The sequence below is a fragment of the Acidimicrobiales bacterium genome, assembly GCA_035316325.1.
Taxonomy (GTDB): domain Bacteria; phylum Actinomycetota; class Acidimicrobiia; order Acidimicrobiales; family VFJN01; genus DASXTK01.
The window spans coordinates 1-12,368 of sequence record DATHJB010000148.1 but is presented as its reverse complement, the minus strand read 5'-3'; the positions used below and the strand labels follow the sequence as shown (position 1 = coordinate 12,368).

Here is a 12,368-nt window from a genome sequence, read left to right as displayed (position 1 = left end):
CCCAGGGCACCCGGACATACGCCCTGGTCCTGACTCCAAACTCCAGCGTGAGCGCGAGGTCCGCGTTCGTACACTGCGCCGGTGGTCGACCTGCCCGAAGAGATCCGAAACCACTACGAACACGAAATCGTCGAGAGCGAGCGCCTGACCCGAGGCGCCGGGCGTCTCGAATTCGCGCGCACACAGGAGATCATCCGCCGACACCTGCCGCCCGGCACTCTGCGGATCTTGGACATCGGCGGCGCCACGGGTGTGCACGCCGCCTGGCTCGCGGACGACGGCCACGAGGTCCACGTCATCGACCCGATGGACCACCACGTAGCCGAGGTCCAGCGGCTTGCGGGCCCGCAGCGACACATCACCGCTGAGACCGGAGACGCGCGGGCCTTGCCAGTCGACACCGACAGCGCTGACGCCGTGCTCCTGTTGGGACCGCTCTACCACCTCACCGAACGGGACGACCGGCACCGAGCGCTCAAAGAGGCCCGGCGTGCACTGCGGCCCGGAGGTCTCGCCTTCGTCGCTGCGATCTCCCGGTTCGCCTCGCTGATCGACGGCCTCGGCCGCGAGTTCCTCTTCGATCCGGCCTTCCGCCACATCGTTGAGCAAGACCTGCAAGACGGCCAGCACCGGAACCCAGAACGGCGAACGCACTGGTTCACGACCGCCTATTTCCACGACCCCGACGAACTTCGCCAGGAAGCCACCGCCGTGGGCCTCAAGGTCGTCGAGGTCCTCGGCGTCGAAGGCCCCGCCGGCTGGCTGCCCAACATCTTCGACCGATGGCACGACCCCGCCGACCGCGAGACCATCCTGTTCGCAGCCCGAGCGATCGAATCGGAGCCCTCGCTCCTCGGCGCCAGCAGCCATCTGCTGATGGTCTGCCGGCCCTGAACCCCTGATCGATCCATCGACCGAGATCGTCCAGGTGTACCCGCGGCGCAGCAGTATCCCGGCCGGGCTGTGGTCACACCTGTTCGAGCGCGCCAGCGCGCTCCACGTCCGGGTCACAGAACCCGACGGCGGTGGACCCCAAGAGGCGGTGTCTCAGTCGGAGTCGACCACGACCGCCTGCACCTCGGTCACCGCGCGGGGGACGTCGTCGGCCAGCACGACCGGGTCGAAGTCGTCGGTCTCGCCGTTGTCGGCCTCCCAGTGGGCGGTCCAGGTGACGAGCACCTGGCCGGGCCACGCCGCCGGGCGGCCGCCAACGTCGGTGCGCTGCGTGTAGGCGTGGGCACAGGCCCCCTGTGTGCCGGCGAGATCCCGGGGATCCTGCTGCGGGTCGTACCGGGTGCCCGGAGGCGTGCAGGTGATCCGGCCCGCGCCGGGCTCGCCGGGCTCGAACGACAGGCTCGGGGTGGCGGTCAGCGTGACGCCGATGCCGCCGGCGTCACCGTGCTCCGTGATGGAACCCTGCCAGTTGTTCACGACGACGAAGGTCGGGATGTTGAGGATCGCCGTCGTTCCGTCCGCCGGGAAGGCGTCGACCACGGGGTTGTCGAGTCGACCCTGGACGTGGCCCCAGAGCTCCTCGGCCACCTCCGCGGGCGTGGGCGGCTGTGGCGCCGCGCCGCCCGGCACCCATTGGGTGTCCTCCGTGTAGTACGGGCCGCCGTCCCGGGGGCAGATGTTGTACATGAGGACAGCGTCCTCGGGAGCGTCGGGGTGGTAGTAGAGCAGCGTGTCCCGCGACTGGTCCTCGTGGAGCACGTAGCCGCACATGTCCTTGGGCTGGATGCCGTTGAGTTGCACGACGGTCACGCAGGTCGCCCAGCCCGGCGCCTGCTCGGCGCAGACCGCCTCGGCGGTCCAGCCACCTCCTCCACCGCCGTCACCACCACCGTCGTCGCCGGGCGGGTCGTCGTCGCCGGGCGGGTCGTCGTCCTCCGGCGGGCAGTTGACCTCGAGGTCAGTGCCGGAGTCGTCGCCACCGGTGTGGCCCTCGCAGTGGTCGGCGGTCGCCGTCGAGGTGGTCATGACGACCCCCACCGCGCTGCCCAGCAGGGCGATCAGCGCCATGACGAGGATGCGGATCTTCATGGTCCCTCGGCTCCCTCGGTGTCCTCGGTTCCTTCGGTGCCTTCGGTGCCTTCAGTGCCGTCGGTTCCTTCGCCCTCGGTCTCGCAGTGGGCGGTGTCGCTGAAGACGACGCGCTCGTGGAGCCGCCAATCACCGTCGACCAGGACGGCGACCCCGTCACCGGGCTGCTCCCGGTACGGCGTGCGCTGCTGCAGTCGGCCCTCGCGGTCGTAGACGAGGTGGCGGCGCTCCACACAGATCGGAAACGCCACCTCCTCATCGGAGCGCACCTGGATCTCCCCGTCGAGCCGCGACGTGCTGGCCGGGTGCTCGTCGCTGAACGGCTTCGTCACCAGGCCCTCCTCGTCCCGCTGGACCCACACGTCGATCAGCTCCTCGGCGTAGGCACTGCCGGGCTCGAACAGCCCGAGGTACTCCTCGATCAGAGGGTTCTCCGGGTCACGGGCGACCGACGGGTCGGCGACGATCTGGTTCACGACGGCGTCATAGCGGTCGAGCAGCCGCTCGATGTCGGGCCGCACCGACTCGGGCCCGGGCGGCAGCGTGACCCCGGGGCCCAGCGCGTCGTCGGCGGACGTGGACCCGTCCCCGCACGCGGCGGACGGAAGGAGGCCCACAACTCCGATCGCCATCACCGCTCGCCACGACATGCGCTCCGTCCTTCGCCCTCGGAGATGCACCTGCGCCGTCCCTGAACCGCGGATTGTAGGCGGAGGTCAGGCGCGGACGAGGCCGGCGTCGGCGGTGAGGACGTGAGGATGCCGGTGATGGCCGGGTGTCCGTCTGGTCCTGGCCAGAACTGCAGCGACACGTCGGTCGCCACGTCCACCAGGGGGCGGGAGGAGAGGACGACGCCAGCGTTGCGGAGCTGGGACATGTACCAGGCGACCGTTCCGTCGCCGCGGCCGTAGCGGCCGTCAGGACCGGCGACAGCGATGATGTCGTTGAGCCGGGTGAGCAGCTCGTCGACGGCCCCAGGTGGCGTCGACCGGCCAGCGGCCGATCGTTTGCCGACCCTTGGCGGTCAGCCGGGCCCCATGACCGCGGTCGGCGTGCCGGCGCCGGCGCGGTCAGTCTTCACCGGCATGCTCTGACGCGGGCCCAGGCGGACCGGAGGCGCCGAGCGCGTGGTCGCGGTAGCGCTGCCACCACCGCCAATCGTCCATGGCTGTGGCGCGTTCGAGGAAGCCTCCCCCGCCGGTGGAGATCGCTCGAGCGGCGAGCGCCTCGGTGATCTCCACGGCCACGCCGGCGGCGCCGGGTCCGCCGCCGTAGAAGTGAAGGGTCACCGCCTCGGAGACCTCGTCATCGGGTCCGCTGAGGTCGACGTTGAGGATGAAGCCGGGGCCCTCGTAGCGTGCGTGACCGTCGTGGTCGACCACGAGGTCTGGCAGCAGCCGAAGAAAGGTCCGGCGGATCTCGGCGTTGGTGCCGATCCGGGGCGGCTCCCAGTCGCTGGGGATGTCCCGGGCATCGGAGAGATCGGTCGGGAACCGCATGATGAACACGTCCCAGCTCACATCCCCTCCTCACGTCGTTGTCTCGCTGCGGGTATCGAGAACTGAGTATTCCCGCTAGTCAGGCACTGGTCGCAACGGCTGCCCGAATCTGGGTCCCATCAGCTCCACGACCGGCTTGTCGCAGGGAGCTCGAGCTCAAACAGCCGGGGGTGTCGGTTGCTGGGGGCCTCAGCCTCGGTGATCCAGACAGTCGGGGTCTGGAACCCGGCGAGAGGAGCGCTCTACTTGCGGCGGTACCTGGCGTAGGGGTTTCTGGGGTGAGTAGGGGTGGGCAATGGGGAGAGCGGGACGCCGTACTCCTGGCCTACGTCGGTGGGCACTCCTGCCGCGAGACCGCACGGCTCCTGGGCACGACCGAGGCCACGGTCAAGAGCAGCCTCCGCCGCGGGCTCCTCAACCTGCGGCAAACCCTGCAAGCCGAGGGGGTGACCGGGTGAGCAGTCCCAACGGCACGATCGGCGATCATCCGCTGGACGACCTCGCCGCCTACGCGCTCGACGCGCTCGAGGACGTCGAGCGGCGGGCGGTCGACGACCACCTGACCGGCTGTGGCGACTGCCGAGCCGAGCTCGACGGCCACTACGAGACCCTCGTCGTCCTCGCACCCGACGAGGCCCCGCCGCCTGCGGTCTGGGAGCGGATCGCCGTGGCGATCGAGCAGGCCGAGCAGCCCGAGCAGGCCGAGCAGCCCGAGCAGGACGAGCAGGACGTCGGCCCGGTCGCGGACGTACGCGTCCTGCGGCCGTCGCGGCGTCCGTGGCTGGTCGCCGCGGCGGGCCTCGTGGCCGCGGGCATCACGGGTGGGGTCCTCGGCTACGCGCTGGGGAGCACCGAGGACGACGGCGCGGACATCGGGAGCCTGGCGCAACAGGCGACGGAGGACCCCGACGGCGTGCTGGCCACGCTCGCCGACAACGGCGGCCAGGCGGTGGCCCGGGTGGTGGGCGACCATCACCGAGCTGGCGATCACCGAGGCGCCGACGAGCGGCGACGTCACCCCCGACGGGGACTTCCTGGCGTCAGGCAGCATCAGCTAGAAGGCCGATGCTGCCTGACGCTCAGCTCTAGCCCAGGCCGCTGCGCATCGCGGTGATCAGCTCGCCGGACGCCGTGTCGCCGCTCAGCTCCCAGAAGAAGGAACCGCGCAGGCCCTGGTTCCTCGCGTAGGTCATCTTCCCGGCGATCGTGGCAGGGGTGTCGTAGCTCCACCACTGGGTGCCGCAGTGGGCGTAGGCCGTGCCGGCGATCGTGCCGGTGGACGGGCAGCGGGATCGGAGCACCTTGTAGTCCTCGGACCCGGCTTCGTACGTCCCCGGTGCGGCGCCGGTGGCCGTGCCGCCCGGCGCCGATTGCGTGACGCCGGTCCAGCCTCGGCCGTAGAAGCCCACGCCGAGCATGAGCTTGCTGCCGGGTATGCCCTTGCCCTTGAGCTTCTGGATGGCGGCGTCGCTGTTGAAGCCCTGGATCGGGATGCCAGGGTACGACGTCAGCGGCGAGTGCGGCGCGGTGGGCCCGTCGGCGTCGAAGGCGCCGAAGAAGTCGTAGGTCATCACCATGTACCAGTCGACGTACTGGGCGGCCCCGCCGTAGTCGGCGGCGTCGATCTTGCCGCCGGACGTGGCGTCGGCGGTGATGGCCGACGTGACGAGGTTGCCCGAGCCGAACCTGGTCCGCAGGCCCTGCATGAGGTTGCGGTAGCCGGCGAAGCCGCTGGTGTCGCAGCTCAGGCCACAGGCGTTCGGGTACTCCCAGTCGATGTCGATGCCGTCGAACACGTCGGCCCAGCGGGGGTCCTCGACCAGCTGGTAGCAGGAGTTGGCGAAGGCCTGGGGGTTCTGGGCCGCCTGGCTGAAGCCGCCGGACCACGTCCACCCGCCGAAGGACCAGATGACCTTGAGGTTCGGGTACATCTGCTTGAGCTTGCGCAGCTGGTTGAAGCTGCCGCGCAGGGCGCCGGCGTCCCAGGTGTCGGCGACGCCGTCGACGCTCTCGGCGGCGCTGTAGAAGCGGTCGTAGTCGGCGTAGGGATCGCCGATGGTGCACTGGCCGTTCTGCACGTTGCCGAAGGCGTAGAGGATGTGGGTGAGCTTGGCGGCGGAGCCGCTCGTGTGGATGTTCTTGACGTGGTAGTTCCGCTGGTAGACGCCCCACTCGGCGAAGTAGCCGATGAGGTTGCGCCCACCACCGCCGCCGGGGACCGTGGTCGAGGTCGTCGAGGAGGTCGACGTCGACGTGGTCGAGGACGACGTGGTTGACGTGCTCGACGACGACGTGGTCGACGACGACGTGGAGCTGGTGGGCGTCGACGTGGTCGTGGTGCCGCCGGTCGTGCCCGTGACCTCGACGGCGGACACCGTCGCGTAGCCGGCGCCGCCGTTCATGCTGAACTGCACGTTCAGCTGACCGTCGCTCACCGTGGTCGTGAAGCTGCGATCGCAGGCGGTCAGCGGGCCGCACGAGGCGTAGACGTCGAACGCCGACAGCACGACCGTGCCCTCGAGACGGACGTCGAACCGACGCTGGCCCGCGGCCGTCGCCCAGTCCTCGACCATCTTCAGGGTGACCTGGTACGAGCCGTTGGGCACGTCGAAGCGGTAGCCCGCCCCGTTGGAGAACTGGTCGTAGGTCCGGTAGAGGTCGTCGTCGGTGGTGCCGGCGATGGCACTGGACGTCGATCCGGCGTGGTAGAGGCTGTCGTATCCCCAGCTACCCGACGTGTACGCCTGGTCCGCCGACCAGACGACTCCGCCGCTGCCGGTGAGTGACGGGCCATTGGCGTTGACCCGGACCGGCACCGAGACCGCGGCGTCGGCATCGGACGAGACCACCACCAACGAGCCCAGAAGCAGCGAGAGGGCGACCGCCGCGAGGCGTCGCTTCGACCTGATCCGATCCATGCTTCCCCCCGGAACCATTTGTTAGTATTCCTTACATACAAAAATAGCGCGGTTCCCTACGCATCGTCAATAGATCCGTGCGATTGGAGGTCACATTCGCCCGGAACGGGCGCAGAACGTCCTCTGGACGCTCGGCACCTACCGGCCGGGCGGCAGCTGAGCGCCGGACCGCAGCCGGCGTCTCGTGAAGGCGACGCCGAGGGCGAGGCCGGCGGCAGCGCCGACGGTGGCGGTCGTGACCGGGAGGGGCCACGGCGCCGTGGTGTCGGAGGGCGTGGGGGCCGGGGAGCGGGTGGCTGCCAGCGACGGGGCGCCCGACAACGGGACGCCGAGGGCGACGAGGGTGTCGCGGAGGGCGGGGCTGGATTCGGTCCAGCCGCCGTCGGAGTCGAGCCAGGTGCCGGCGCGGACGTGGAGGACCGGGTTGTGGACGGCGTCGGGGTAGACGTCCTGGACCACTGTGGAGTCGGAGGGGTCGGCGTCGGTGGGGTGGGCCATCTGCCAGGTGAGCGTGTACCTGTCCTTCAGCGGTCGAGGCGGAGGCTCTGGAGCGAGGTCCAACCCGGCATTGATGGAGTAGGGGTTCGCCAGTTCCATGAGGGCGACCACGAGGTACGACGGTGTGTCGTCGTTGCCGCCCGCCAGGTCGATCTCGAGCGGCTCGTCGAGGCCGGGTCCCGTGATCGTGACCGACTGGGCGCCCTTGGCCTCGGCCGGCCCGGCGGCCAGCACGGTCGACAACAGGAGCAGGCACAGGAACGTCGCAGCACGCATGCCCGTCCTACACCGCGGGGGCCGACGTGGTTCCGCCCGAAGGCGCCGCGCCGGGGCCATCCCCACATATCGGGCTGCGAGGACGCCGCCGGTCCCGACGCGACGCCCCATGAGAGTGGGCAACCGCAGGATCATGACGCCGGTTGCGCCGATCAGGCCGCTTTGGCCGTTCACCCCCGACGGGTGAAGGAGTAGCTCGGGACCCCGAGGATCCTGGGGCCATGGCCACGTCCTTCCCCACCACACCCCTGACCCCGGCGGTGCGGCGGCCCTTCGGCGTCACGATCGTCACGCTCCTGACCTGGCTCGTGGCGGTGACGGACATCGCCGCCGGCATCGCCTTCGCCGCCAACGCCGAGGACCGCTCCGTCCGCCACGACCTGGGCATGACCGAGACGGAGCTGCGCAGCTACGGGGTGGCGCTGATCGTCGTCGGCGTGCTGACCGCCCTCGTGGCCGTCGGGCTCGGCCGCGGCTCCCGCCTGGCCCGGGCCCTGGTGGCGTTCATCATGGTGCTGCACGTCGGCGGCGCCGTGTACGCCCTCACGCAGATCAGCTGGGAGGACCAGCGCAACGAGTCGCTCTCGGCGATCTGGCAGATCGCGATCTCCGGCCTGATCCTGTTCGTGCTGTTCGGCAACAAGGCCGACCGCTTCTTCGAACAGCGGCGCTAGCCCCGGGCACGACCCGCCCGCCCCAACCAGCAGGCACGGGACCCGAACGTTCGCCACGTAGCGTGGACGGATGAGTCGGATCCCGCGCCTGCTGCGCATCCCGGTCGCCCTGGTGGGCGGCTGGCTGGCGCTGTTCGCCGCCGTCAACGCGGTGATCCTGCTGGCCGGCGTGGGGTCCCGCTGGGCGGGCAAGGACCCGCAGCTCCGCAGCGACAGTTGGCCGGGCATCACCCACCTGCGCATGGTCGACGACAAGCTGCTCGTCGGCGGCCAGCCCTCACGGCAGGACTACCGGGACCTGGCCGAGCACGGGGTGACCACGGTGATCGACGTCCGGGAGGACGGCGTCCACCGGGACGACCCCGAGACCCTCGAGGCGCTCGGCATGGAGTACTTCTCCCTGCCGCTGGAGGACGGGCAGGCGCCGACGCCGGGCAGGATCCGTCGCTTCCTCGAGCTGGTCGACGAAGCCGACGGCCGCGTGTTCGCCCACTGCAGCGGCGGTGTGGGCCGGTCGACGTCGCTGGCCGCCGTGTACGAGGCGGCCCACGACCAGGACCCGTCGGTGCTGGAGCAGGTGGCGGTCGGGCCGCCGACGATCGAGCAGATCTGGTTCGTCGGCACGCTGCGCCCGGGCGACCCCGAGCACGAGGTCAGCCCGGTGATCGCCGGGGTGAGCCGGGTGGTCGACTCCCCCCGCACCCTCTACAGCTTCCTCAGTGGCTGACGATTGACGACCGGCGACCGACGACTCACGTCCGGTGGACCGCGAAGAGGTCCGCCACCCGGGCGATGCCGCGCTCGATGGCGCTCTCGGTGAGGTTGCCGAAGCCGAGGACCAGCGACGGGGGGCCGCTGTGGCCCGGCCAGCGGTACCGGGACATGGGGTAGAGGCCGACCGAGCGCCCGAGCGCCGCGGCGACCACGGCCTCCTCGTCGAGCGACGCAGGCAGGCGGGCAACCGCGTGGAAGCCGGCGGCCAGGCCCTCGAGGCCGACGTGCGGAGCGTGGCGGCCGAGCGCGTCGACCAGCGTCGCCCGGCGGCGCCCGTACGTCGCCCGCATGCGGCGCAGGTGCCGGTCGTAGCGGCCCGACTCGATCAGCGTGGCCAGGGCGAGCTGGTCGAGCGCCGGCGAGCCCCGGTCGTCGAGGTGCTTCTCGGCCACGATCCGCGCCGCGAGCCGCGGCGGGGCGACCAACCAGCCCAGCCGCAGCCCCGGGGCCAGCGACTTGCTGACCGTGCCGATCGACACCACCCGGTCGGGCGCCAGGCCCTGCAGCGACCCGACGGGCTCGCGGTCGTAGCGGAACTCGGCGTCGTAGTCGTCCTCCACGACGAAGGCGTCGGCCGCGTCGGCCCAGGCGACCAGGGCCTGCCGCCGTTCGGGGGCGAGCACGCAGCCGGTGGGCGACTGGTGGGCCGGGGTGAGCACCACGGCCCGGGCACCGCTGGCAGCGAGCGCCTCGACGTCGATCCCCGCGGCGTCGACGGGCACCGGGACCGGCTCCAGGCCCAGGCGACGGGCGATCACGGCGTGCTCGCCGTCGCCCGGGTCCTCGACGGCGACCCGCTCCACACCCTCGGCGGCGACGGCCCGGAGCGCCAGGTTCAAGCCCTGCTGGAAGCCGCTGCAGACAACGACGTGCCCGGGATCGGCAGCCGCACCGCGGACCCGGCGCAGGTACGACGCCAGCACGGTCCGCAGCACAGGGCTGCCCTGGCCGTCGCCGTAGCCGAAGGCGTCGTCGGGGGCGTCGCGGGCGGCGTCGCGCAGCGCCCGCACCCAGTCGCTCCGGGGGAAGCTGCCGAGGTCGGGCAGGCCGGGGCGGAAGTCGACGTCGATGCGGGGCGCCGGGTCGGGGGCGGGCCGAGGTACGGCAGGGGCCGGCGAGGGCATGTGCGCGCCGGCCGCCACCCGGGTGCCGGAGCCGCCTCGGGCGGTCAGGTAGCCCTCGGCCTCGAGCTGCGTGTAGCAGTCGAGCACCAGGCCGCGGGACACACCGAGCTCCCGGGCCAGCACCCGCGACGACGGCAGGCGCTCGTCGGCCGACAGCCGTCCGGAGCGGATCGCCTCCCGCAACTCCCGCTCCAGCTGCGACCGCAGCGGCTCGGCGACGTCGCGGTCGAGCCGCAGCAGCAGCTCCGGACTCAAACCGGCCCACTCAACCCGCATGGAATTGGACCTTACCGAGATACCGGTTGCGTCGTACGTTGCCACCCGACAACGGTGAGCAACCGCAAGGGGAAGAACGTCATGAGCACCACCTCCACCACCAGCTTCAGCGCCTTCGAGGCCACCACCCGGATGGCCGGGCACCACGCCCACCTCCGCCCGGCCCGTGAGCTGGCCATCCGCTCCCGCCGGTCGGCCCGGGCGCAGCGGCGGGACAACCGCGCATGAGTCGGAAGGTCCTGGGGCTGTTCGTGGCGGTCTCCGTCATCTGGGGGCTGCCGTACCTGTTCATCAAGGTGGCGGTGGACGACGGGGTGCCGCCCGCCTTCCTCGCCTGGGTGCGGGTGACGATCGGGGCGGCCGCGCTGCTCGGGCTGTCGTGGCGGGCCGGGCTGCTGCCGAGCCTCGTGGGCCGATGGAAGTGGCTCGCGGCGTTCGCCCTGGCCGAGCTGGTGATCCCGTTCCCGCTGATCGCGACCGGCGAGCAGCACGTCGACTCGTCGCTGGCCGCCATCATCATCGCCTCCGCTCCCCTGTTCGTGGCGCTGCTGGCCCTCCGCTTCGACGCCAGCGAGCGCGTCGGCGGCAGCCGCCTCGTCGGGCTGCTGGTCGGGCTCGCCGGAGTCGTGGCGCTGGTCGGCGTCGACGTGGCGGGCGAGCCCGACGAGCTGCTCGGCGCCGGTGCCCTCGTCCTGGCCGCCCTCGGGTACGCCGCCGGGCCCATGATCCTCAAGCGCCACCTGGCCGACCTCGACCCGCGGGCGTCGATGGGCGGCGCCCTCCTCGTCGCCACGATCGTGCTGATCCCCGCGGCGGCCCTGGACCCGCCCGACGCCACGCCCTCCGGCTCCGCCATCTCGGCCCTCGTCGTGCTCGGCTTCGTCTGCACCGCCGCCGGCCTGGTGGCCTACGGCGCCCTCGTCGCCGCGGTGGGCGCCGGACGGGCGCTGGTGGTCACCTACATCAACCCGCTGGTGGCGGTGGCGCTCGGCGTCCTCTTCCTCGACGAGCGCCCAGGTGTCGGCGCCCTGGCCGGGCTGGTGCTGATCCTCGCCGGGTCCTGGCTGTCGACCCGCCAGGTATCTCCCGGCGCGCGTCGAGACGACGTCGTCGGCACCGACCCACTGGTGGGCTCACCGACCGGGTGAAGCTGCAGCTGAACCGCACGATCACGTTCGGCAACGGGAACGTGCTGCTCTGCTACACGCCGGAGGTCGACTGACCCCGGGGGCCGAACCCACCCCGCGACCCAACCTCGATGGGGGTCGTGGGGTGGAATGGGGCGTGATGCCGGACGACCAGGGCCTCGAGGGGCTCTTCCGTCGCGAGTACACGAGGCTCGTGCACACGGTGTCGGTGGTCGTCGGTAGCACCGAGGCCGCGGCCGACGCCGTGCAGGACGCCTTCGTGCAGGCCAGCCGGCACTGGGCGCGGGTGCGCACGTACGACGACCCGGCGATGTGGCTGCGGCGGGTGGCGGTCAACCGGGCGCTCAACCAGCGGCGGGGGCGACGCCGGCACGACGCCGCCCTGCCCCGACTCGCCCCGCGCCGGGCGGCCGCCGACGACCTGCTGCCCGCCGTCGACTTCGACGCCGCCCTCCGCCGCCTACCCCGCCAGCAGCGGGCCGTGGTCGCGCTGTTCTACGTCGCCGACCTGCCCGTCGCGGAGGCCGCCGAGATCCTCGGGATCGCGGAGGGCACGGTGAAGTCGCACCTCCACGACGCCCGCCGCGCCCTCGCCCCGCAACTGGAGGTCAACGATGGACACCGATGACCTGATCCGCCAGGCCCTGGTCGAGCGGCTGGAGCCGGTGGACGAGACGGCGGCCTGGGAGGACATCCGGGAGCGGGCCGCGGCCGAGCGGCAGCGCCGCTACCTGCCGCTGGCGGCGGCGTGCGTCGTCGTCGTGCTGCTGGTCACCGGGGCCGTGGCCTTCCTCCGGGGTGGCGCCGAGCCCAGCGACGTCGAGACCGGGTCCGCCACCACCGTCGCCCCGGCCGACCCCGACACCTGGCGGCCGTTGGCCGACGGCCCCCTGTCGGCCCGGTCGGGTGCCGCCGCGGTGTGGACCGGCGAGGAGATGGTGATCGCCGGGGGGACCGACGCTCCACCCTGCCCGGACCTCGCCCAATGCGACTACGTCGACGGGCGGCTGGCCGACGGCGCCGCCTACGACCCCGCCACCGACTCGTGGCGCACGATCGCCGACGCTCCCCTACCGTTCGAGGAGGTCAAGGCCTTTTGGACCGGCGAGGTGATGCTGGTGTTCGTCGGCACCAGCCC

14 protein-coding genes are annotated in these 12,368 nt (G+C 71.8%); 8 read left to right on the top strand and 6 right to left on the bottom strand.

The features are described from left to right. The first annotated feature begins 81 nt into the window (after window positions 1-81). A complete protein-coding gene (locus VK611_19480; protein ID HMG43521.1) occupies window positions 82-894 on the top strand; it encodes a methyltransferase domain-containing protein in 813 nt (270 codons plus the stop codon). A gap of 153 nt (window positions 895-1,047) precedes the next feature. Here VK611_19480 and VK611_19475 read toward each other — a convergent pair whose 3' ends face one another. The 3 genes from VK611_19475 to VK611_19465 form a co-directional block, all read right to left on the bottom strand. Beyond that, window positions 1,048-2,043, bottom strand: a complete 996-nt coding sequence (locus tag VK611_19475) for a hypothetical protein (protein HMG43520.1) — start codon at window positions 2,041-2,043, stop codon at window positions 1,048-1,050. Further along, window positions 2,040-2,693 (bottom strand): hypothetical protein, encoded by a 654-nt coding sequence (locus VK611_19470; GenBank protein HMG43519.1) that lies wholly within the window; start codon window positions 2,691-2,693, stop codon window positions 2,040-2,042. Before VK611_19470 ends, VK611_19475 begins: the two co-directional genes overlap by 4 nt. A 420-nt stretch (window positions 2,694-3,113) precedes the next feature. Beyond that, complete coding sequence (locus VK611_19465) at window positions 3,114-3,563, bottom strand: hypothetical protein (protein HMG43518.1); 450 nt, start codon at window positions 3,561-3,563, stop codon at window positions 3,114-3,116. A 433-nt stretch (window positions 3,564-3,996) separates the two neighbouring features. Between VK611_19465 and VK611_19460 the strand changes: the two genes are divergently transcribed. Then, the gene (locus tag VK611_19460; GenBank protein ID HMG43517.1) at window positions 3,997-4,656 is read left to right on the top strand and encodes a zf-HC2 domain-containing protein; all 660 of its coding nucleotides are present in this window, start codon (window positions 3,997-3,999) and stop codon (window positions 4,654-4,656) included. Here VK611_19460 and VK611_19455 read toward each other — a convergent pair. Then, window positions 4,628-6,460 (bottom strand): glycosyl hydrolase family 18 protein, encoded by a 1,833-nt coding sequence (locus VK611_19455; protein HMG43516.1) that lies wholly within the window; start codon window positions 6,458-6,460, stop codon window positions 4,628-4,630. The genes VK611_19460 and VK611_19455 overlap by 29 nt on opposite strands. 138 nt (window positions 6,461-6,598) lie before the next feature. Next, the gene (locus VK611_19450) at window positions 6,599-7,234 is read right to left on the bottom strand and encodes a hypothetical protein (protein HMG43515.1); all 636 of its coding nucleotides are present in this window, start codon (window positions 7,232-7,234) and stop codon (window positions 6,599-6,601) included. Between the two features lie 221 nt (window positions 7,235-7,455). Here VK611_19450 and VK611_19445 point away from each other — a divergent pair, with 221 nt between their 5' ends. Next, window positions 7,456-7,908: a hypothetical protein gene (locus VK611_19445; protein ID HMG43514.1), complete on the top strand. Its 453-nt coding sequence runs from the start codon at window positions 7,456-7,458 to the stop codon at window positions 7,906-7,908. Between the two features lie 70 nt (window positions 7,909-7,978). Then, window positions 7,979-8,635: a sulfur transferase domain-containing protein gene (locus VK611_19440; GenBank protein ID HMG43513.1), complete on the top strand. Its 657-nt coding sequence runs from the start codon at window positions 7,979-7,981 to the stop codon at window positions 8,633-8,635. A 25-nt stretch (window positions 8,636-8,660) separates the two neighbouring features. Here the strand turns inward: VK611_19440 and VK611_19435 are convergent, their stop codons facing one another. Then, window positions 8,661-10,082 carry a PLP-dependent aminotransferase family protein gene (locus tag VK611_19435; protein ID HMG43512.1) on the bottom strand — a complete coding sequence of 474 codons (1,422 nt, stop codon included), beginning with the start codon at window positions 10,080-10,082 and terminating at the stop codon, window positions 8,661-8,663. Between the two features lie 81 nt (window positions 10,083-10,163). Here VK611_19435 and VK611_19430 point away from each other — a divergent pair, with 81 nt between their 5' ends. The 4 genes from VK611_19430 to VK611_19415 form a co-directional block, all read left to right on the top strand. Continuing rightward, window positions 10,164-10,310, top strand: a complete 147-nt coding sequence (locus VK611_19430; GenBank protein HMG43511.1) for a hypothetical protein — start codon at window positions 10,164-10,166, stop codon at window positions 10,308-10,310. Beyond that, entirely contained in the window at window positions 10,307-11,230 is a 924-nt protein-coding gene (locus tag VK611_19425) for an EamA family transporter (protein HMG43510.1), read from the top strand. Before VK611_19430 ends, VK611_19425 begins: the two co-directional genes overlap by 4 nt. 139 nt (window positions 11,231-11,369) lie before the next feature. Beyond that, window positions 11,370-11,858, top strand: a complete 489-nt coding sequence (locus VK611_19420; protein HMG43509.1) for a sigma-70 family RNA polymerase sigma factor — start codon at window positions 11,370-11,372, stop codon at window positions 11,856-11,858. Next, window positions 11,845-12,368: hypothetical protein (locus VK611_19415; GenBank protein ID HMG43508.1), on the top strand; the 524-nt coding region annotated here is incomplete at its 3' end. The genes VK611_19420 and VK611_19415, both read left to right, overlap by 14 nt.

Excerpts from the sequence above, each read along its gene's own strand:
- VK611_19475 (HMG43520.1), bottom strand. The coding sequence starts at position 2,043 with ATGAAGATCCGCATCCTCGTCATGGCGCTGATCGCCCTGCTGGGCAGC.
- VK611_19470 (HMG43519.1), bottom strand. The coding sequence starts at position 2,693 with ATGTCGTGGCGAGCGGTGATGGCGATCGGAGTTGTGGGCCTCCTTCCG.
- VK611_19455 (HMG43516.1), bottom strand. The coding sequence starts at position 6,460 with ATGGATCGGATCAGGTCGAAGCGACGCCTCGCGGCGGTCGCCCTCTCG.
- VK611_19450 (HMG43515.1), bottom strand. The coding sequence starts at position 7,234 with ATGCGTGCTGCGACGTTCCTGTGCCTGCTCCTGTTGTCGACCGTGCTG.
- VK611_19445 (HMG43514.1), top strand. The coding sequence starts at position 7,456 with ATGGCCACGTCCTTCCCCACCACACCCCTGACCCCGGCGGTGCGGCGG.
- VK611_19440 (HMG43513.1), top strand. The coding sequence starts at position 7,979 with ATGAGTCGGATCCCGCGCCTGCTGCGCATCCCGGTCGCCCTGGTGGGC.
- VK611_19435 (HMG43512.1), bottom strand. The coding sequence starts at position 10,082 with ATGCGGGTTGAGTGGGCCGGTTTGAGTCCGGAGCTGCTGCTGCGGCTC.
- VK611_19430 (HMG43511.1), top strand. The coding sequence starts at position 10,164 with ATGAGCACCACCTCCACCACCAGCTTCAGCGCCTTCGAGGCCACCACC.
- VK611_19425 (HMG43510.1), top strand. The coding sequence starts at position 10,307 with ATGAGTCGGAAGGTCCTGGGGCTGTTCGTGGCGGTCTCCGTCATCTGG.
- VK611_19420 (HMG43509.1), top strand. The coding sequence starts at position 11,370 with ATGCCGGACGACCAGGGCCTCGAGGGGCTCTTCCGTCGCGAGTACACG.